The sequence below is a fragment of the Actinoplanes sp. NPDC051475 genome, assembly GCF_040689425.1.
In the GTDB taxonomy this organism is placed as follows: domain Bacteria; phylum Actinomycetota; class Actinomycetes; order Mycobacteriales; family Micromonosporaceae; genus Actinoplanes.
On record NZ_JBFAZZ010000011.1, the window covers coordinates 116,259 to 135,658 of the forward strand.

Sequence of the window (19,400 nt, forward strand, 5' to 3'; positions counted from 1 at the left end):
GTCTAATGCATGATCGAGTTAGTGCTCATAGACATAGGCTATGGAAGTGCAGCTTCAACAGCTCCGATACTTCCTAGCAGTGGTAGAAACCCGGCATTTCACCCAAGCGGCGGACTCGCTGGGCGTCTCACAGCCGACTTTAAGTAAGCAGATTCACACCCTCGAAACAACTCTCGGCGCTCCGCTGTTCGAACGCGCCCGCGGCGCCGTCGCTCTCACCGCGGCGGGCGACACCCTCTTGCCCCTCGCCCGCCGGATGGTCGCCGACGCCGACGCTGCCCGCGACGCCGTCCAGGAGATCGTCGGCCTGCGGCGCGGCCGGGTCCGGGTCGGTGCCACCCCCAGCCTCTGCTCGTCGCTGGTCCCGACGGTGCTGCGCCGGTTCCGCACCGAGCACCCCGCCATCGAGCTGTACGTCAACGAGGGCAGCTCCCAGGACCTCATCGCCGACCTGCTCGCCCGCGACCTCGACCTCGCCTTGATCGTCCAGCCCGAGCACGGCGTCGACCCGTCGCTGCACGCGGCGCCGGTGCTGCGCGAGAGCCTGGTGGTCGCCTCCGTGGCCTCCGGGCCGCCGCCGACCGCGGGGACCGAGCTCGCCCTCAGCGAGCTGCGGGACACCCCGCTGGTCATGTTCCGCCCCGGCTACGACCTGCGGGACGTGACCCTGGAGGCATGCCGGCGCGCCGGCTTCGCCCCCCGGTTCGCGGTCGAGGGCGGGGAGATGGATGCCGTGCTGGCGTTCGTCGAGGCGGGGCTGGGGGTGGCGCTCGTACCCAGCATGGTGCTGGTGAACCGGCCGTTGCTGCGCGCGACCCCGCTGGCGCCGCCGGGGATGCGCCGGACGGTCGCGCTCGCCCACCGCCGCCGGGCCGTGCTGCCGCACGCGGCCGAGGCGCTGCGCGCGACCCTGCTCGACCACATCGCCACGGGCGAGCTCCCGTTCGGCGTCCAGCCTCTGTAGACAGCTGCTGGCGCGGGCTGCGGTGGATGCGCCGGTTCGCTAGGGTCGGCACCCTTCGAACCGGGAGATCGACAGTGAAGCGTGCAGTCAGAATTCTCTTCGCGGCGACGGCGAGCGCGTTGCTCGCCGTCGGTGGCGCCGTGGTGGCTACCGGCGCCGAGGCGGCCGAGCCGGACCCGGTCTTCGGGGTTCCGGTGTTCAACGACCCGGCCGGCAGCGAAGCCGCGCAGTACGCCATCTTCCAGCAGCTGGCCCGCCTGATCGACCGGGTGCCGGCCGGCGAGACCATCGAGATGTCCTGGTTCGAGTTCAAGACCCCCGACTACTCGGACACCACAGCGCGGCCCGCCATCACCGACCGGCTGATCAAGGCACACCGGCGGGGCGTCAACGTGCGGATCCTGCTGGACGGCCAGGTCGCCGGTGACGGCAGCTCCAACGCGACGCAGCCGCCGTACCTGCGGTTGAAGCCGGAGCTCGGCACCAGCGAGACCGCCTCCTCGTACATCCTGCTGTGCGCCAAGAACAGGGGCTGCATCGGCAAGCGCAAGATCGGCGACGCTGACGCGTACAACCACAACAAGTTCCTCACCGCCACGAAGGTGGTGCTGAACAACGGCGCGGTGAAGACCGGCGTGGTGTTCCAGTCGTCCGGCAACCTGGGCACCTGGGACGCCGACACCGCATACAACAACGCGATCACCTGGACCGAGGCGTCGTCGTACGCCAACTACAAGGCGTACTTCAAGGACCTGAAGAAGTACCGGACCAGCAGCACCGGTGACGACAACTACTACCGCGTGGGCGCGTCCGCGGACCAGTACAAGACGCACTTCTTCCCCCGCAAGGAAACCAACGGGGACTACAACCAGGCCTCCACCGACACGATCGTCAACGTGCTCGACTCGGTGAAGTGCTCGTACGTGGGCCAGACCGACGGCGATCCGCACCAGACCGACATCCGCATCGTGATGTGGGCGCTGACCCGCACCGCCGTGGCCAAGAAGCTCGCCGACCTGGTGAAGGACGGTTGCTGGGTCGACGTCGTCTACTCCGTGACCAGCACGTCGGCGCTGGACGCCCTGGGCAACGTGGGCGGCAGGAGTATCGGCATCACCTCGTGCGAGGCGCGGTACGGCAACCGGACCATCAAGGCGCACAGCAAGTACATGCTGATCGACGGGGCGTACGACGACGATCAGATCCCGCGCGTCTTCATGGGCAGCCACAACTACTCGCTCACCGCGCTGCGCAACGCCGACGAGTCGATGGTGCGGATCCGCGACTCGAGCGTGCACGAGGCCTACCTGCATTCCAACTTCTACAAGGTCCGGGACTTCTGCCGAGCGAACACGACCGCGGCCGCCGCGGCGACGACCGTGCTGAGCGACGCGGCAGCGCTCCGGTTCGACGAGGGCTGACAGCATCCGGACCGCCCGCGGCCGGCTCTCGGCGGACGCTGAGGCCGTCAGGCCGGGCCGATCCGGTCCGCGACGATCCTCGCGGAGAGAGTGACCATCGGCAGGCCGCCGCCCGGATGCGCCGATCCGCCCACCAGGAACAACCCCTCGACCGGACCCCGGTTGACCGGCCGCAGCAGCCCGCCGGCCGTGCCGTAGATCGCGCCGCCCGGCGCACCCGTCGCCTCCGCCAGGTCGGCCGGTGTGCGCGTCTCCATGAACACCAACCGGTCGCGGACGTCCAGGCCGCGACGGGCGAGGACGTTCAGGATGTGGTCCCCGTACGCCGGGGCCAGCCCCGGCCGGCGCCAGTCGACGGCGCTGAAGCCGGTGCCGTGCCGGGGTGCGTTCACCAGGACGAACCACGCCTCCGTGCCGGGTGGGTGCACCGCCGGGTCGGTGGCCCGGGTGACGAAGACGGCCGGGTCCGACGCGGGGCGGGCGCGGCGGCCGCGGGCGGGGTCGCCGAAGACCGCGTCGAACTCCGCGTCGTAGCCGCGGGGGAAGAAGACGGTGTGGTGCGCGAGTTCCGGCGTCTCGCCCCGGACGCCCAGCAGCAGGACGAAGCCCGCCAGGCTGCGGTCGGCCAGGCCGGCGAGCCGGCGCGGGGAGGGCAGCAGGTCCCGGTACAGCGTCGCGGCGTCCACATCGGAGACGACGACGTCGGCGGGGACGGCGCCGCCCGGGGTCAGGACGCCGGTGACCCGGCCCTCGGCCGTACGGATGGCGGTCACGGGCGACGAGGTGTGGATCGTGACTCCGAGCGCCGCGCAGCGGTCCCGCAGGGCTGACGCCAGGACGCCGAGGCCGCCTCGGAGGTACCAGCCGCCGAAGGCCAGCTCCGCGTACGGGATCGCGGCGAGCGCTGCCGGAGCTTGCCGGGGATCGGTGCCGGTGTAGGTCGCGTACCGGTCCAGCAGCATCCGCAGCCGCCGGTCGCGCAGGTAGTGCCGGCCGAGGGTGCGCAGTGAGCGGCCCGGTGCGATCGCGGCGAGGTCGCCGATGCGCCAGGACAGCCGGGCCAGCGTCGCGGGGGAGACCTCGCGTTGCAGCACCGAGCGCCACGACGCGGCCCAGATGCGTTCCGCGCGCCGCCAGAAGCGGGCCCAGTCCGCGGCCGCCGCCGCCCCGAACGCGTCCGCGATCCGTTGAGCGAACACCGAAGGGTCGGACGACGAGTCGAGGGTGCTGCCGTCCGCGAACACGTGGCGCACCACCGGGTCCAGCGGCTCCGGGTCGAGGTCGAGGCCGAGGCCGGCGAAGACCTGCGGCAGCGTCAGCAGGCTCGGGCCGGTGTCGAAACGGAACCCGTCGCGCTCGTAGCGGCCGAGCTTGCCGCCGACGGTCGCGGCCCGCTCGTGCACCGTGACCTCGTGGCCCGCGCCGGCCAGCCGGATCGCCGCGGCGAGGCCTCCCACGCCCGCGCCGATCACCACGATCCGGCTCATACCGGTCGCCCCCGCCAGCTCAGGCGCCCCTGCCGGCGCCGCGCGAACGATCGCGCCACGAGGGCCGCGAAGACCAGGATCGACACCGGCTGGGCCAACGGGTCGGGCCAGGTCCGCCCGCCCGTCGCGGCCGCGGCGATCATCCTGCCCAGAACACCCATCCCGTACGCACACAAACTCCCCAACGCAAGATCCACCGTTGCGGACATCAGGGCGAGTGCCGCGGTCACCGGCGGGGCGACGTACAGAAGCATCAGCAGGAGCACGACGGCGGCCGCACCGGCCGGCGACCCGAACGACGCCCACAGCGACTTCCCGTAACCGTCGCCCAGCTCCCGCCACGACGCGTACATGTGGCACGTCGCCAAGCCGGACCCGTCCGCGAGCGCGATCCGGCCGCCGGAGCGCTTGACCGCCCGGGCCAGCCCGATGTCCTCGAGGATGTCGCCGCGCACCGCCGCGTGCCCGCCCGCCCGTTCGTAGCCTGCCCGGTCCACGACCAGCCACTGCCCGCCCGCGGCGGCAAGCGACGGACGCGGCGAGCGTTCCATGAGCCGCAACGGCAGGAACGTCAGCCACGACCACTGCAGCAGCGGCTGCACGAGCCGGCCCGCCCCGGTGATCCGCGGGTACGGCGACAGCAGCGTGACCTGCGCCGACCGCAGCAACGCCACGCCGCCGGCCACCGCGTCGGGCGCGAGCACCACGTCGGCGTCGACGAAGACGAGCACGTCGCGGTCGCCGGCCGCCTCGGCCAACTGCGCGCACGCGTGCGGTTTGCCGAGCCACCCCTGAGTCGGCGGTGCCCCGGTCAGCAGCCGCACCTTGTCCCCGGCGAGCCCGCGTACCACCTCCGCCGTGCCGTCCGTCGAGCCGTCGTCGAGGACGATGATCTCCAGGTCGGCGACGCCGCGCTGGCCGAGCAGCGACTCCAGGCAGGGCGTCACCCGGGCGGCCTCGTCACGCAGCGGCAGCAGGACGGCAACCCGCTCGGTGACCGTCGCGCCGCGCGGCGGACGGCGCAGCAGTGCCGCGTTGACGAGGGTGTGCCCGGTCAGCGCCAACCACGGCAGCAGGGCGAGCCACGTCATGCGGGGCGTCGCAGCGCGGGGAGCAGGGGCAGCACCGCCGCACCCATGAGGATCCCGCCCCAGAGCGCGGACCAGGGCAGACCCAGGAACACCGCGTGGGCGAGCACAGACGAAGCGTACGTCCACAGCCACAACGCGATCATCGGGGCATCCCGGTCGCCGGGGCGGTTGCCGGGCCGGCCGGCCGCGACTCCCAGCACGGTCATCAGCACCAGCGCGAAGCCCAGCCAGCCCAGGTAGTTGCCGACCGGGATGCCGGGCACGCCGGGCAGCGCCGGGGTGGGGGAGTGCCAGCGCCAGTACCCCTCGGCGACCATCTGCGGGTCGAGGAACAGGTCCCAGGCGGCCAGCCCGGCCGCCGCGAGCGCGATCCGGGCCGGCCGCGACCGGGCCAGGCGCAGTGCCGCCAGCCACGCCGGCCACGCCATCCAGGTCCAGGCCAGCGGGATGATCAGGGGTACGCCGAGCACCTCGGGGCCGAGCCGGCCGGCGTAGTCGTACGTGCCGAACGGGAAGCCCGTGGCCACGCCCACCGCCTCCACCGCGAACCCGCCCAGCGTGGCCGTCGCCACCAGCGCCACGGCCGGCCGGGCTCCCCGGCTGAGCCATGCGTGGGCGATCGAGAGCACGTACCCGAGAACGACCGTGGTGATCGTCAGCCCGGCGCGTGCCCCGCCGTGGGTGAGCGGATAGCAGATCTGCACCAGCACCAGAGCGCCGAGCAGGACCCAGAGCGCCCTGGGCCGGTCTTCAGTCCGTTTGTGGGTGGCGGCGGGGTGGTTGGACGGGCGGTCAGATGCCGACAATGCCGGGAGCGCCCTCCGCCGGGGCGCGCTCGGTCAGCGGCAGGCCCCGGCCCAGGATCGCGAAGGCCCGCTCGTCGCCCGGGAAGTAGAAGTCGCGCAGCAGGTCCTCGAAGCCGAAGCGCCGGTACAGCCGCCAGGCGCGGGAACGCTGCTCGTCGGCCTCCGGCGTCGACAGCATCACGGTCGAGCCGTCCGCCATCGACAGCAGGGCCCGCAGCTGGCGGGCGCCGATGCCGTGCCCCTGCGCGCTCGGGCGTACGTGCAGCTCGACCACCTCGAAGCACTCGGCCAGCCAGCGCCGCCGGGCGGTGTCGTCCAGCGCCGAGCGGACCTGGTCGTGCCACCACTGGCCGGGGCCGGACGCGTAGCCGTACCCGAAACCGGCGAGCTGCCCCTCGGTGGTCAGCGTGGCGACGGCCCGGAAGCCGGCCCGGCGCACGTGCGCGCCGATGTAGCCGCGGCGGGTCTGCAGCAGCTCGGCGCGGTAGCCCATCGCCTCGCCGTACACGCTCACCACGTCGTCCAGCCGCCGGAGCATGTCGTCCGGCTGCCAGGGGACGAGCCTCATCGCTCTCCTTCCCGCCAGCCCAGCACGGCCCTGTCGCCGCTGATGCCGAGCACCGCGAACCTGGCGAACAGATCCTCGGCGTACCAGTCGACGGCTGCCGTCCGCGCGATCACCGCGCGGTGCTCCGGCTGACGGTACGCGAACCGGGTCAGGTCCGTCGCGTCGCGCCACACACTGACCGTGCCCTGCCAGCCGACCGGCGCCTCCCCGAGGCCGAAGCGCGCGAGCAGCCCGGGTGCGGCGGCCAGCTCCCGGGCCACCGGCGGCACGGCCCTCCAGAACGTCAGCGCCTTCGCCGGCCGCAGCCGGGCCCTGGTCAGCGCCAGCACCGGGCCGTCGGTACGGCCGCCGGACGGCTCGCCGAAGGGAACGGTCCCGGACCACCGGCCGCGGCTGGTCAGCGGCCGCAGGTCGGCGCGGGCGGCGGAGGTCGCGATCGCGTCCCAGGCCGCCCCGACCCGGCCCAGGTCACCGCCGCCGGCGTCGTCCCAGGCGACCACGGCCGCGTACCGGGTGAGGTCGCTGTCGCCCGGCCCGAAACCCGTCCCGGTCCCGGTGCCGAGCAGTTTGCCGAAGCGCACTCCCGGCAGCCGGCGCAACCGGCGCGGATCGGCCGCCATCCGGACGAAGGCTCGCCCGACGGCTCGCCGCGGCACCCGCCACACGTGCAGCGTGACCAGCGGCGGGACGGGATTCATCCCGCCACGCTACTTCCCGGGCCGGCGAATGAGCTCGGAGACCCACAACCGGTGGAACACGGTCTGTGAGATGAGCTGGAAGCGCTCTTCGATGGCGGGCTGCTGGCCGGCCGGCAGGGGGCTCAGCGGCAGGCCGCGGGGGTCCGACGAGACGACCCAGATGCGGGGGGTGTCGCCGAGGCAGGCGGCGGTGTCCGGGCACGGCGGGTGCACCCAGGACCAGGCCGTGCCGGGCGCCTGGGCGACCAGGATCTCCCGGGGCTGCTGCCCCGCCGGCTGGTGCCGCCACTCGTAGCGGAAGCCGCGGTGCAGGTAGTCGTACCCGGTGAAGACGATGCCGTCGCCCGGCTGCTCCCGCTCGGCGATGTGATGGGCTGCGTCCCGAAAGGCGTACTCGTTCTCGGGGTCGGTGCGGACGACCGTCTGGCGGTGCCAGCCCACGACGACCAGTGCGGCCCCCGCGACGAGGGTGGCCATCAGGACCTTGGGCTCGGTGCCGGCGAGCCGGCGGATCGCGTACGCGCCGAGCAGGACCCACGCCGGGATCGTGAAGAGCAGGTAGCGCGGCAGGAAGAAGTGGAACTCGTGGAAGGTGTAATAGGCCAGCACCGGCGGCAGCAGCGTCCAGAACGCCAGGGACGCGGCGATCCACCGCTGCTTGCCGCCGTCCGCGACGGCGAGGATGACCAGCGCACCCGTTCCCAGGGTGAGGAAGAAGCCGGCGACCGTCGTGCTGAGGAACATCTCGCCCGGGAACTTGTGCACCCGTGCCCAGGTGGTGTCCCCGATCCAGCTGATCTGGGCGTGCTGCCGCCGGCCGGCGAGGATCAGCGGCAGCATCGCCAGGACCGCGGCGAGCACGGCCGAGGTCCAGCCGATGAGAGTCCGGAGCCGGTCCCGGCCCTCGGCCCGGCGGGCGGCGGCCACCACGGCCACCAGGTGCGCGGCCAAGGCCATCAGCGCGACGACGTGGCTGTATCCGACCCAGAGCACCCCGACGGCATACCCGGCCCAGCGCCACACGGTCGGCCGCTCGAGCGCGCGCAGCAGCAGGAACACGGCGACGACCGAGGCGAGCATCGCCATCGCGTACGGCCGTGCCTCCTGGCCGTACCGGCTGATCACCGGGACGGCCGGCAGCAGCAGGCCCGCCACCAGGCCGGTCGGCGCGTCGAAGAGGCGCCGGCCGAGGAGGGCGAGCACGGCCGCGGCGAGCGCCATGAAGATCGCCGACGGCATCCGCAGGGTGGCCTCGGCATCGCCGAACAGCCCGATCCACCCGTGCATGAGCAGGTAGTATGGATACAGCACCGCGTCCACGGTGCCGGTGAGCCGGCCCAGATCGGGCACCGGCTGCGAAGCCGCCCACCAGGTCGCGTGCTCGTCGCGCCACAGCTCCCGTTTGCCGATGCCGATCAGCATCACGGTGAGCGTGACCCCGAACGGCGCGGCCGTGAGGGCCACGGTCTCCCGGGTTCTCAGGCGACGTCCATCGGAGTGCCGTCGGTGACTTTCAGCAGCTCCTCGTACGTGATCGGGAACACGGCTCGCGGCACCCCGCCGGCCGCCCAGATCTCGTCGTACTGCGCGAGGGCGGTGTCGACGATGGTGCGTACCGGCCTGGGGTGGCCCAGGGGAGCGACCCCGCCGATCGCCTGCCCGGTGTGCTCGCGCACGAATTCCGGGGTGGCCCGGCCCAGCTTGGCCAGGCCCAGGGCGGCAGCCACCTTCCCGGTGTCGACGCGGTGCGCCCCGGACGTGAGCACGAGCAGCGGCTCGCCGTCCGCGTCGAAGATCAGGGAGTTGGCGATCTGCCCGACCTCGACCGAGAGCGCCGCGGCGGCCGCGGAGGCGGTGTGCACGCCCTCGTCGAAGATGACCATCTCCGGCGCGGACCCGCCCAGCGCGGCGCGCACCGCGAGCACGTTGGGATGATTCTGCATCGGCCCATTGTCCATGCCGTGCCCGGCCGGCGGCCTTCCGGCCGTCAGAGCCCGGTGGCCGTGGCGCTGGAGTCCCACAGCCGGGCGGCGAGCGCCGGGTCCGCGAGCCGCCGATCCGGCTGGGTGGCCTTGTGGCCCACGTAGTACGCGCCGTTGCGCAGCTCGTCGGCCGGCGCGGTCGCGAGCCACGTCAGCAGCTCACCCGCCTTCTCCGCGCTGGTCAGGAACGGCGCCACCTTGTAGAAGAAGCGCGTGACGGGGCCCGCACCGAAGTTGGTGCGCACCACGCCCGGATGGAACGCCACCGACAGGATGTCCGGCCAGCGCCGCGCCGCCTCCTCCGTGAACAGGATGTTGGCGGCCTTGCCCGCCCCGTAGGAGCGCCACCCGTTCCACTTCGCCGGATCGCCGGTGAAGTCGTCCGGGTCGACCCTGGCCCCCTGATGCGCGCGGGACGAGGTGTTCACCACCCGGCCGCCGCGCAGCGCCTCGCGCAGGAGATTGGTCAGGAGGAAAGGCGCGAGGTGGTTGCTCGCCACGGTCGCCTCGAAGCCGTCCTCCGTCTTCCGGTACGCGGCCAGCATGCCGCCGGCGTTGTTCGCGAGGACGTCGATGGCCGGGTACGCCGCCAGAAGGTCATCCGCGAGCCGGCGTACCTGATCGAGGGATTCGAAGTCGGCCCGGAACTCGGCGGGCGGGGGGCCGGTGGCCGCCGCCCGGACCGCCGCCATCGCCGCGCTCAGCCGGCCGGGATCGCGTCCCACGACGACGACCTGGTCGCCTTGCGCGGCGAGATCCTGCGCCGCCGCCAGGCCCACTCCGGAACTCGCCCCGGTCACCACGATTGTTCGCATGCGCGCATCTTCCGCTCCGCCGGTACGGGTGTCGAAACCATGGTGCATGCTGACAGGCGATGAGCACTGAGATCAACGTGCCGGCGTCCGTGAACAGCCCGGCGCCGACGCCCGCACCTCGCCACCGAGTGACCCGCTGGTTACTGGCCAACCGGGTGCAGCCGGTCGGGCCCGAGGCGGCGGAGAACGAGGCCCACCAGCAGCCGTGGTGGAAGGTCATGGCGCTGACCGGCGTGGACTACTTCTCCACGCTCTCCTACCTGCCGGCCATCGCCGCCCTGGCAGCCGGCGCCCTGTCGCCGCTGGCCACGCTGCTCATCGTCGCGCTCACCCTCCTCGGCATGCTCCCGATGTACAGGCGCGTCGCCCGGGAGAGCCCGCACGGCCAGGGCTCGGTCGCCATGCTCGAGGACCTGTTGCCCTTCTGGTACGGCAAACTGTTCGTCCTCGTGCTGCTCGGCTTCGTCGCCACCTCGTGGATCATCACGATCACGCTCTCCGCGGCCGACGCGACCGTGCACATGTCGGAGAACCCGTACCTGCCGGGATTCCTGCACGGGCACGCGGTGCCGATCACGGTCGCGCTGCTGCTCATCCTCGGGTTCGTGTTCCTGCTCGGCTTCAGCGAGGCCGTCAAGGTCGCGATCCCGCTGGTAGCGGTCTTCCTCGGGCTCAACGCGGTGGTCACGATCGTCGGCCTGATCGACGTCTTCACCGTCCCGCACGCCTTCTCTCAGTGGATGGACGGGATATCCGCGGGCGGGTTCGGCACGGTGTCGTCGGCGTTCCTCGCCTTCCCCGCGCTGGTGCTCGGCCTGTCCGGCTTCGAGACCGGCGTCAGCATGATGCCGCTGATCGCCGCCTCCGGCGAGTCCCCGGCCGAGCGGCTCGAGGCCCGGATCCGCAACACGCGCAAGCTGCTCACCGTCGCCGCCCTCATCATGAGCGTCTACCTGCTGCTCACCAGCTTCGTCACCACGGTGCTGATCCCGCACGAGGAGTTCGAGCCGGGCGGCGCGGCCAACGGGCGGGCGCTGGCCTACCTGGCCCACGAGAAGCTGGGCGAGGCCTTCGGCACGGTGTACGACGTCAGCAGCATCCTCATCCTGTGGTTCGCGGGCGCCTCCGCGATGGCCGGCCTGATCAACATCGTGCCGCGCTACCTGCCCGCGTACGGCATGGCCCCGGACTGGGGTCGTGCCGTACGCCCGGTCGTGCTGGTCTACACCGTGATCAGCGTCGGCATCACCATCGCCTTCGGTGCGGACGTCAACGCGCAGGCGGGTGCGTACGCGACCGGCATCCTGGCCATGATGGTCTCCGGCGCCATCGCGGTCGCCATCTCTGCGGCCCGCCGCCGGCAGCGTGGCGCCACCATCGGCTTCACAGTGCTCACCCTGATCCTGCTGTACGCCCTCGGCGACAACATCATCGAGAAACCGGACGGCATCGCCATCTCGGCCGTGTTCGTCGCCGGCATCATCATCGTCTCCCTCATCTCCCGGGTGAGCCGCACGACCGAGCTGCGGGCCGACCGCATCGAGTTCGACGAGCCGGCCCGCCGCTTCATCGCCGACTCGATCGCGTACGACGGCGAGCTCAACCTGATCGCCAACCGCCGCCAGGCCGGCGACGAGGACGAGTACGCGGCCAAGGAGGGCGAGCAGCGCGGGATGAACCCGGTGCCGGGCACGGCCGACCTGATGTTCCTCGAGATCGACGTGGCCGACCCGTCCGAGTTCAGCAACGTCCTCACGGTGCACGGCGTCGAGGTCGGCCCGTACCGGATCCTCCGGGTCCAGAGCCCGGCCGCCCCCAATGCGATCGCCGCCGTCCTGCTCGCCCTGCGCGACGCCACGGGCGTGCAGCCGCACTGCTACTTCGAGTGGGCGGAGGGCAGCCCGCTGGTCCACCTGTTCCGCTACCTGCTGCTGGGCCGCGGAGACACCGCGCCCGTGGTCCGCGAGATCATCCGTAAGAGCGAGCCGGATCCGGCTCGTCGCCCGGGTATCCACGTGGGCTGACGCCCTCGTTCTCCTCCTGCGCGCGGCGTTCGTCGCCGCTCAAGGTGTGCAGCGGCTTCTCCTGGATGAACAGGACCGCGATCACGGCGAGCAGCGCGATCGGGGCGCCCACCAGGAACAGACCGGCGGTCGCCTCGCCGTAGACGTCGCGGACGACGGTCAGCACCTCCGGCGGCAGGGTGGCCAGATCGGGCACCTTCGCGGTGCCGCCCGTCGCGGCCGTGCCGAAGCGCTCGGCCAGCATCGAGGTCACCCGGTCGGCCAGCACGGCGCCCAGCGCGCTGACGCCGATCGCGCCGCCCATGCTCCGGAAGAACGTCAGCGACGAGGTGGTCGCGCCCAGTTCCTGCGCGGGAACGTCGTTCTGGGCCGCCAGCACCAGGTTCTGGATCAGCATGCCGACGCCGACGCCGAGCACCCCCATGAACACCGCCAGCGTCGGTACGCCGGTGTGCGCATCGATCGTGCTGAGCAGCAGCATCCCGCAGGTCAGCACCACCGCCCCGGCCACCAGGTACGGCTTCCAGCGGCCGTACCTGGTGATCAGCTGACCGGCGACGGTCGAGGACACCAGCAGGCCGAAGACGAGCGGCAGGCTCATCAGCCCGGCGACCGTCGGCGACTTGCCGAGCGAGATCTGGAAGTACTGCGACAGGAACACCGTGCCACCGAACATGGCCAGGCCGACCAGCACGCTCGCGACGATGGCCAGCGAGACCGTCCGGTTCCGGAAGATGCCCAACCGGATGATCGGCTCCGCGGCCCGCGATTCCACGTACAGGGCAAGGGTGAGCAGCAGGAGCCCGCCCACGACGAAGGCCGCGGTCTGCCACGACGCCCAGGGGAAGCGATGACCGGCCAGGGTCGACCAGATCAGCAGGTCGCACACGCCCGCCGTGATCACGACGGCGCCGAGCCAGTCGATGGAGACCGGCCGGCGTGGCGTCGCCGGCAGCCGCAACGTCTTCTGCAGCAACGCGATCGCGGCCAGCGAGAACGGCACGCCGATGAGGAAGCACCAGCGCCAGCCGAGCCACGACGTGTCCACCAGCAGTCCGCCGATCAGCGGCCCGGCGATGGTCGCGGCGCCGAAGATGGCGCCGAACATGCCGGAGTAGCGGCCCATCTCGCGGGGCGGGATCATCGCGGCCATCACGATCAGCGCGAGTGCGCCCATGCCGCCCGCGCCGACGCCCTGGACGACCCGGCTGACGATGAGGACCCCGACGTTCGGCGTGAGGCCGGCGATCAGCGAGCCGGCGACGAACATGCCGAGCGAGACCTGGGTCAGGAGCTTCTTGCTGTAGAGGTCGGCCATCTTGCCCCACAGCGGCACGGTTGCCGTCATGGCCAGCAGCTCGGTGGTGACGATCCACGTGTAGACGGACTGCGAGCCGCCGAGATCGGCGATGATCCGCGGCAGCGCGTTCGACACGATGGTGGAGGCCAGGATCGTCACGAACAGGCCGAGCATCAGGCCGGACAGCGCCTGGACGACCTCCCGATGCGACATCTTCCCGGTGGTCACCGACGTCATTTACCGTCCTCCGTGGTCGTTGTCAGAATGACGAGTTGCCGGGTAGCCCGGGTCATCGCGACGTAGCGGTCGACCGCCCCTTCAATCCCGTCGCCCATGAGAACCACCAGATCGAACTCGAGTCCCTTGGCGAGCTCCGGTGTCAGCGATCGGACGCGGGACGTCTCCCGGAACGAGGGATCGCCGATGACACAGGCGACCCCCTCCGCGTGCTCGGCCTGCCAGGTGTCGAGGATCGAGCCGAGGTCCGACGTGGATCCGTGGACGACGGGAATGCCGTTGCTGCGGATGGAGGTCGGCACGTTGGCGTCGGGGAGCACGGCCCGGATGACCGGCTCGGCCTCCGCCATGACCTCCTCCGGCGTCCGGTAGTTGATGCTCAGTGAGGCCAGCGTGACCCGGTCGAACCCGGCCCGCTTGAGCCGTTCCCCCCATGACTCCGTGAATCCTTGCCTCGCCTGGGCGCGGTCCCCGACGATGGTGAAGCTGCGGGACGGGCAGCGCAGCAGCAGCATCTGCCACTCCGCGTCGGTCAGCTCCTGGGCCTCGTCCACGACGATGTGCGCGAACGGCCCGGCGAGCACGTCCGGATCGGTGCCGGGCAGTGCCGCATCATCGACCAGTACGTCCCGCAGATCCTGCTGGTGCAGCATCGTCAGCAGACCCTCCCCGTCGTCGTAGACGGTGGACTCGAGCAGGTCGTCGATGACCCTCGACATGCGCGCGCGTTCGGTGGCGACCGCGGCGTCGTGCCGGCGGTTGCGCCGTGACGCCTCCCGATCGCCGAGCCGCCGGCGAGCCGCATCCAGCAGCGGCAGGTCCGACACCGTCCAGGCGCAGGCGTCGTCGCCGCGCTGCAGCCTGCGGATGTCGCCGGGACTCAGCCAGGGAGCACATTTGCGCAGGTACGCGGGCACCGACCACAGATCGGCGACGACGTCGGTCGCCTCGAGCAACGGCCAGCCGCGGTTGAAGGCGGTGAGCAGCTCCCGGTTCTGCAGCAGCGCCCTGCGGACCATGTCGTCCGGCTCGTCGCCGTCGTACTTCGTCAGCAGGATCGTCAGCAGCTCCTCCCAGATCTCGTCACGCGCCTCGTTGTGCGGCGTGCCGGGGCCCGGCGCCTCGAACGCCTCGGCCCAGTCGTCGGCGGTCAGCCGGATGTCGGAGTCGCCGGTCGGCACGGTCATCGGTTCCGGCGGCTCCTCGTAGAACCGGACGGCCGTCTCGATGGCCCGTACCAGATCCGCGGACGACTTGAGGCGGGCCACCTCCGGATCCTCCTCCACCGCCGCCGAGGCTCCCTCCTCGACGAGGGCCCGCAGGGTGCAGGACTGCACGCCCTCCTCCCCGAGGCTGGGGAGGACGTCCTCCACATAGGCCAGATAGGGCTGGTGCGGGCCGACGAACAGCACGCCGCCCCGGCGATGGCCCAGGCGGGGATCGGAGTAGAGCAGGTACGCCGTCCGGTGCAGCGCGACGACGGTCTTTCCCGTACCTGGACCGCCGTCGACGACGAGAGCGCCCCGCGAACCCGCCCTGATGATAACGTCCTGGTCCGCCTGGATGGTGCCGAGCACATCACGCATCCGCGCCGACCGGTTGCCGCCCAGGCTGGCGATGAAGGCGGACTGGTCGTCGAGCGCGGCGTGCCCCTCGAACCCCTCCGGCGTGAACACCTCGTCCCAGTAGTCGTTGATCCGCCCCCGGGCCCAGCGATACCGGCGGCGGCTCGCCAGGCCCATCGGGTCGGCGTGGGTCGCCCCGAAGAACGGCTCGGCCGCCGGAGAGCGCCAGTCGAGCAACAGCCGGCGACCCGCTCCGTCCGTGAGACCCAGCCGCCCCACGTACAGGGGCTCGGAGCCGTCCGCGCCCACCATGCGCCCGAGGCACAGATCCAGCCCGAAGCGACGCAGGGCGCGCAGGCGGGCGGTGAGCCGGCGGATCTCGGTGTCCCGGTCGGCGGCCCGCCGGCCCATGCCACCGGGAGCCTTGCGCTCGGCATCGAGGCTGTCGGACAGGTCGGCGATCGACTGCTGAAGGCTCTCCGCGATGGCCGCGAAGTGCAGCTCGTCGCCGGCGATCAGCTTCGGGTCGGCCTTGTGGGACAGGTGGTCGGGAAGGTCGAACACGCCGGTGATCAGCGGCGGATTCACGCCATCAGCTCCTCGGTCTCGTCACACTCCGTCGTCGGTTCGGGTCGTCCGGACGCCAGCATCCGCATGTCGTATTCCCCCATTTGCGAAGATCCCGGCCTTGAGCGACCGATTCTGCGCCATGACCCGGGTCTTGCCGCAAGCCCCGGGGTCCGCTATATCTTGAAAGTGGAAGGAGTGTGTGTGCCTCCTCCCTCTCGCGGTCCGGGCTCGTCTTCGCTCCCCGGTCTTTGCCGCCCTCGGGCCTTCGCCCCCGGTTTTGGTCGCCCGCTGGGTCCCCTTCGGCCCCGGCCTTCTGTGACTGAGCGCGATAGTTGGCGAGTCTGAGCACCTTAGTTGGCGAGGCTGCTCGACTCCGTCGTGTCGAGCTCGGAGAGGTGTTGGTTTCCCCCGCGGCGGGATGTTCCCAGCTTGGCCGTTACGAGGCGGCCGGGGTGCGGATCTGCCGTGAGAGGTCAGCCCGGCGCGGGGCATTCCGTGAGCTACCGGCTAGCGTGGGTGTATGACGCGGGCCGAGGTGGCGGGCACGGGCCGGGTGGCCCGGTGGCTGCTGCTGGCCTGCACGTTGTTCGGTCTGGCTGCGATGCACACCCTGGGCCATGCGGGAACGCACGCGGCCGGTGAGCACTCCGCCGGCGGGCACGTCACCGTCGGCACCCTCGCGATGCAGGCGATGGCCGTCGGTGCGGCAAAGGGTGAGGGCTGCGCCGGCGGTTGTACGCACCTCGGGCCGCTGTCGAGTGGTGACGGTGGTATGGCCGGTTGGAGTGTCTGCCTGGCGGTCCTGAGCGGGTTCGCGGTGCTGGTTCTGCTCGCCGCGCTGTGGTGGGCGGCGGTGATGCGCCGGCGCATGTCGGGGTTGCAGGGTGGGCGCCGTGTGGCTGGCGCCCGGGCGCCTCCGGTGCGGTTCGGGTTGGTCCTGGCCGCGATGTCGGTGCTGCGCCTATAGAACGTCGCTGAGCCACCCCTTCCAAGGGGTGGGCGTTCACGTTCTCGCGCACGTTCACCGATATCGAAAGGCTCACTGTTGTGTTGACACGTTCTGTTGTGCTGCGTCGTGCCCTGCTGGCCGGCGCTGCCGTGACCGCCACTATCGTGCTGTCCGCCTGCGGCGGCGGTGATTCCTCGTCCGGTTCCGGGATGGACCACGGCTCCGGCATGACGCCGGGCGCCCCGGCCAGTGCGTCGGGGAGCGCGTCGCCGTTCGCCGACGCTGACGTGACGTTCGCCAAGATGATGGTCGTGCACCACCGGCAGGCCATCGAGATGGCGGAGTTGGCCAGCACCCGCGCCGCGGATCCTGAGGTCAAGACCCTCGCCGGGAAGATCAAGGTTGCGCAGCAGCCCCAGATCGACACCATGACCGGATGGCTGAGCGCCTGGGGCAGCCCCGAGCCGACGCCGGTGATGAGCGGTGGCATGGCGATGCCCGACGCGATGTCGAGCATGGGACACGGCGGCATGCCGGGCGCGATGTCGCAGGCCGACATGACCAAACTGGCTGCGGCGAGGGGCGCCGCGTTCGACAAGCAGTTCCTCGCCGTGATGATCGACCACCATCAAGGCGCGATCTCGATGGCAAAGCTGGAGACCCTCGGGGGTGACAACACCGACGCGAAGGCTCTCGCCGCGAAGATCATCACGGATCAGCAGGCCGAGATCACCACGATGCAGGCCATGCTCGACCGGCTGTAGCCGGCCGTCGCGCGCATCGCCCCAGTTCGGCGTTAGTGGGCGTGGTGGTACTGGTGCACGACCGCGTGGCCCTTTCCCCACGAGATCATCCACCGGTTGACCGGGGTCGTGAGCAGGAACGCCACGACCAGCGAGCCGGCCAGGGATGCCCAGAACAACACGCTGGTCAGCCCGGCGTCCATGGCGCCGGGCACGGCGATAATGAACGCGTTGTCGAGCAATTCCATGATCGCGATGGAGACGGTATCGGCGGCCAGCGCGATCGTAAACGCGGTGCGCAGGTCCACCCCGGCGCGCAGCACGCCGCGCATCGTCAGCGCGTAGCCGAACACGAACGCCAACGCGATCGACAGCACCACGGTGGCGGCGTTGCGGAACCCGAGCACGGTGCCGATGACCATGCCGAGGACTTCGCCGATGGCGCAGCCGGTCAGGCAGTGCAGGGTGGCCTGCGCCGCCGCCGTCCAAGTGGTCGCCTGCCGGGTCGGGTGCTGGTGGGCGCTGTGGTCCGTCCCAGTGTCGTGGTGGGCGTGGTGATCCATGTCGAGCCTCCTTGTCGGCACCGCCCAAGGTACCTCCGGGGGGTATATTTCGCTAGTGGCTGGAGCCCCTTAGTACAGGCCGAAACAGTTCCCCCGCAGGTCACCGCTCCGCCGTCGTGCACGCACCGTCGCCCGCCGGGCCGTCCGCGGCCGGGGCGGGGCTCAACGGATGTATGACTTCCGCCAGCTCACCATGGCTGAGATCGCCACATCCTGTGCCGTCGGGCCCATGACCAGCTACCGCAATATCCGAAGCGGGTCGCAGTTGCGGACACCGTCTCGGGTTTGGATCTGCGGCGTTCTGCGGTCAGTCTCGGATGGGCGTGGGTGTGGTGGCGAGGCGGGTGATCAGGATCAGTAGAGCGACGGCTTGGCTGGCGGCAACGGCGATGACCAGTGCGGTGCGGGAATATTGGTAGAGGGCTCCGGCGGCGGCGCCGCCGGCGAGGGCGCCCGCACCTTGGACGGCGGCGAACAGTCCATAGGCGGTAGCCCGCCGGTTTCGGGGGACCAAATCGGCGACCAGGGCCTTGACGGTGGAGTCCTGCAGTCCGACGGCGGCGCCCCACAGCAGGATTCCGGTCACGACCATGGCAAGGCTGGCGGTGAACACGAGCGGGGGGACCGCGGCGACCATCATCGGCAGTGCCAGCAGGATCCAGGGCCCGCAACGGTCGTAGAGCAGGCCGGTGATCAGCGCGATGACCGCTCCGGCGGCCATCGCCGCGGCGTAGAGCAGCGGTACGACGGCATTCGCTACCAGGTGTCCTTGGGTGAGATGGAAGCCGATGAGCCCGTACGTGACCAGGCCGGCCGTGCACAGCCCGGCGGCGGCAGCGAACCACCAGAACCGGGCCGGCAGCCGTACCGGCGTCGGGGCTGCGACGGTCGTCGCCGGTTCGGTGACATCGGTGGGCGTCGGCTGTTCGAGGCTACGGCTGCGTGAGCGCAGGACGATCAGGAGCAGGATCGACGCCGCGCCGGGTACGGCCAGGGCTGCGAGGGGCAGCGAGAGTCGCCCGGCGCCGTATGCGACGAGGGCGGCGACCAGCAGCGGTCCGGCGAACGCGCCGATTTGATCGAGGGCTTTGTGCACGCCGAGGCCGCGGCCCATGCCGACGTGTTCGGCGGCGTCGGCGAGCAGTGCGGACTTGGCGGGACTACGGACCGCCTTGCCAAGCCGTTCGGCCAGGATCAAGGTGGCGGCGACGGCCAGACCGGCGCCGCCCAGGGCGGGTGTGACGGCCAGCAGCGGCACACAGATTGCGGTGAGCGCGTAGCCGAGCAAGGTCAGGGTCCAGTAGCGGCGGGTGCGGTCGGCGAAGGGGCCGGACACCAGCCGCAGCAGCAGCGCGGTGGCTTCGCCGGCGCCGGTGACGAGCCCGACGATGGTCGCGGACGCGCCGACGGATGCCAGCAGCGGCCCGTACACGGAGCGGGCGCCTTCGTAGACCATGTCCCCGGCCAGGCTGACCAGTCCAAAGCCGACCACGGTGCGCCACGGCGACCAGCCGCGCGGCGAGTCGGCACCCTTCACCCGCGGTTCTGCCACCGACCCTCCTCACCTCGTCGGGGTGCACAAATCACTGGTCACGCTTGTCTTCCGGTGAGCCTCAC

The 19,400-nt window shown here is 71.4% G+C and carries 17 protein-coding genes; 5 read left to right on the forward strand and 12 right to left on the reverse strand.

The genetic code is table 11. The annotated features are described in order from the left end of the window. Positions 1-40 precede the first annotated feature (40 nt). The gene (locus tag AB0368_RS22950) at positions 41-964 is read left to right on the forward strand and encodes a LysR substrate-binding domain-containing protein (RefSeq protein WP_366155973.1); all 924 of its coding nucleotides are present in this window, start codon (positions 41-43) and stop codon (positions 962-964) included. Positions 965-1,038: 74 nt separating this feature from the next. Then, entirely contained in the window at positions 1,039-2,385 is a 1,347-nt protein-coding gene (locus AB0368_RS22955) for a phospholipase D-like domain-containing protein (RefSeq protein WP_366155974.1), read from the forward strand. 47 nt (positions 2,386-2,432) lie between these two features. On the opposite strand, the gene crtI is transcribed toward AB0368_RS22955, so the two are convergent. The 8 genes from crtI to AB0368_RS22995 all read right to left on the reverse strand — a co-directional run bounded on the left by crtI (position 2,433) and on the right by AB0368_RS22995 (position 9,832). Then, positions 2,433-3,872 (reverse strand): phytoene desaturase family protein, encoded by a 1,440-nt coding sequence (gene crtI / locus AB0368_RS22960; protein ID WP_366155975.1) that lies wholly within the window; start codon positions 3,870-3,872, stop codon positions 2,433-2,435. Beyond that, positions 3,869-4,963, reverse strand: a complete 1,095-nt coding sequence (locus AB0368_RS22965) for a glycosyltransferase family A protein (RefSeq protein WP_366155976.1) — start codon at positions 4,961-4,963, stop codon at positions 3,869-3,871. The genes crtI and AB0368_RS22965 overlap by 4 nt, the downstream gene beginning before the upstream one ends. After that, positions 4,960-5,688 (reverse strand): carotenoid biosynthesis protein, encoded by a 729-nt coding sequence (locus tag AB0368_RS22970; protein WP_366156148.1) that lies wholly within the window; start codon positions 5,686-5,688, stop codon positions 4,960-4,962. The genes AB0368_RS22965 and AB0368_RS22970 overlap by 4 nt, the downstream gene beginning before the upstream one ends. A gap of 67 nt (positions 5,689-5,755) precedes the next feature. Further along, on the reverse strand, positions 5,756-6,337 hold the full coding sequence (locus AB0368_RS22975; RefSeq protein WP_366155977.1) for a GNAT family N-acetyltransferase: 582 nt from the start codon (positions 6,335-6,337) through the stop codon (positions 5,756-5,758). Beyond that, the gene (locus AB0368_RS22980; RefSeq protein WP_366155978.1) at positions 6,334-7,035 is read right to left on the reverse strand and encodes a monooxygenase; all 702 of its coding nucleotides are present in this window, start codon (positions 7,033-7,035) and stop codon (positions 6,334-6,336) included. Before AB0368_RS22980 ends, AB0368_RS22975 begins: the two co-directional genes overlap by 4 nt. Before the next feature lie 9 nt (positions 7,036-7,044). Beyond that, positions 7,045-8,499 carry a glycosyltransferase family 39 protein gene (locus AB0368_RS22985; protein WP_366155979.1) on the reverse strand — a complete coding sequence of 485 codons (1,455 nt, stop codon included), beginning with the start codon at positions 8,497-8,499 and terminating at the stop codon, positions 7,045-7,047. A gap of 14 nt (positions 8,500-8,513) precedes the next feature. Continuing rightward, entirely contained in the window at positions 8,514-8,978 is a 465-nt protein-coding gene (locus AB0368_RS22990; RefSeq protein WP_366155980.1) for a YbaK/EbsC family protein, read from the reverse strand. Between the two features lie 44 nt (positions 8,979-9,022). Continuing rightward, entirely contained in the window at positions 9,023-9,832 is an 810-nt protein-coding gene (locus tag AB0368_RS22995; protein WP_366155981.1) for an SDR family NAD(P)-dependent oxidoreductase, read from the reverse strand. Positions 9,833-9,891: 59 nt separating this feature from the next. Here AB0368_RS22995 and AB0368_RS23000 point away from each other — a divergent pair, with 59 nt between their 5' ends. Continuing rightward, positions 9,892-11,856, forward strand: coding sequence for an amino acid transporter (locus AB0368_RS23000; protein ID WP_366155982.1), 1,965 nt, complete (start codon positions 9,892-9,894; stop codon positions 11,854-11,856). On the opposite strand, the gene AB0368_RS23005 is transcribed toward AB0368_RS23000, so the two are convergent. Beyond that, positions 11,801-13,393, reverse strand: coding sequence for an MDR family MFS transporter (locus tag AB0368_RS23005; RefSeq protein ID WP_366155983.1), 1,593 nt, complete (start codon positions 13,391-13,393; stop codon positions 11,801-11,803). The two genes, AB0368_RS23000 and AB0368_RS23005, sit on opposite strands and share 56 nt — an antisense overlap. After that, positions 13,390-15,546, reverse strand: coding sequence for an RNA polymerase recycling motor ATPase HelR (gene helR, locus AB0368_RS23010; protein ID WP_366155984.1), 2,157 nt, complete (start codon positions 15,544-15,546; stop codon positions 13,390-13,392). The genes AB0368_RS23005 and helR overlap by 4 nt, the downstream gene beginning before the upstream one ends. A 502-nt stretch (positions 15,547-16,048) precedes the next feature. Between helR and AB0368_RS23015 the strand changes: the two genes are divergently transcribed. Both AB0368_RS23015 and AB0368_RS23020 read left to right on the forward strand, forming a co-directional pair. Then, entirely contained in the window at positions 16,049-16,495 is a 447-nt protein-coding gene (locus AB0368_RS23015; protein WP_366155985.1) for a DUF6153 family protein, read from the forward strand. 83 nt (positions 16,496-16,578) lie between these two features. After that, on the forward strand, positions 16,579-17,241 hold the full coding sequence (locus AB0368_RS23020; protein WP_366155986.1) for a DUF305 domain-containing protein: 663 nt from the start codon (positions 16,579-16,581) through the stop codon (positions 17,239-17,241). Positions 17,242-17,273: 32 nt separating this feature from the next. Here the strand turns inward: AB0368_RS23020 and AB0368_RS23025 are convergent, their stop codons facing one another. Together AB0368_RS23025 and AB0368_RS23030 are read right to left on the reverse strand one after the other, a co-directional pair. Beyond that, a complete protein-coding gene (locus tag AB0368_RS23025; RefSeq protein ID WP_366155988.1) occupies positions 17,274-17,783 on the reverse strand; it encodes a DUF4396 domain-containing protein in 510 nt (169 codons plus the stop codon). Positions 17,784-18,090: 307 nt separating this feature from the next. After that, on the reverse strand, positions 18,091-19,335 hold the full coding sequence (locus AB0368_RS23030; RefSeq protein ID WP_366155989.1) for an MFS transporter: 1,245 nt from the start codon (positions 19,333-19,335) through the stop codon (positions 18,091-18,093). Positions 19,336-19,400: the final 65 nt, after the last annotated feature.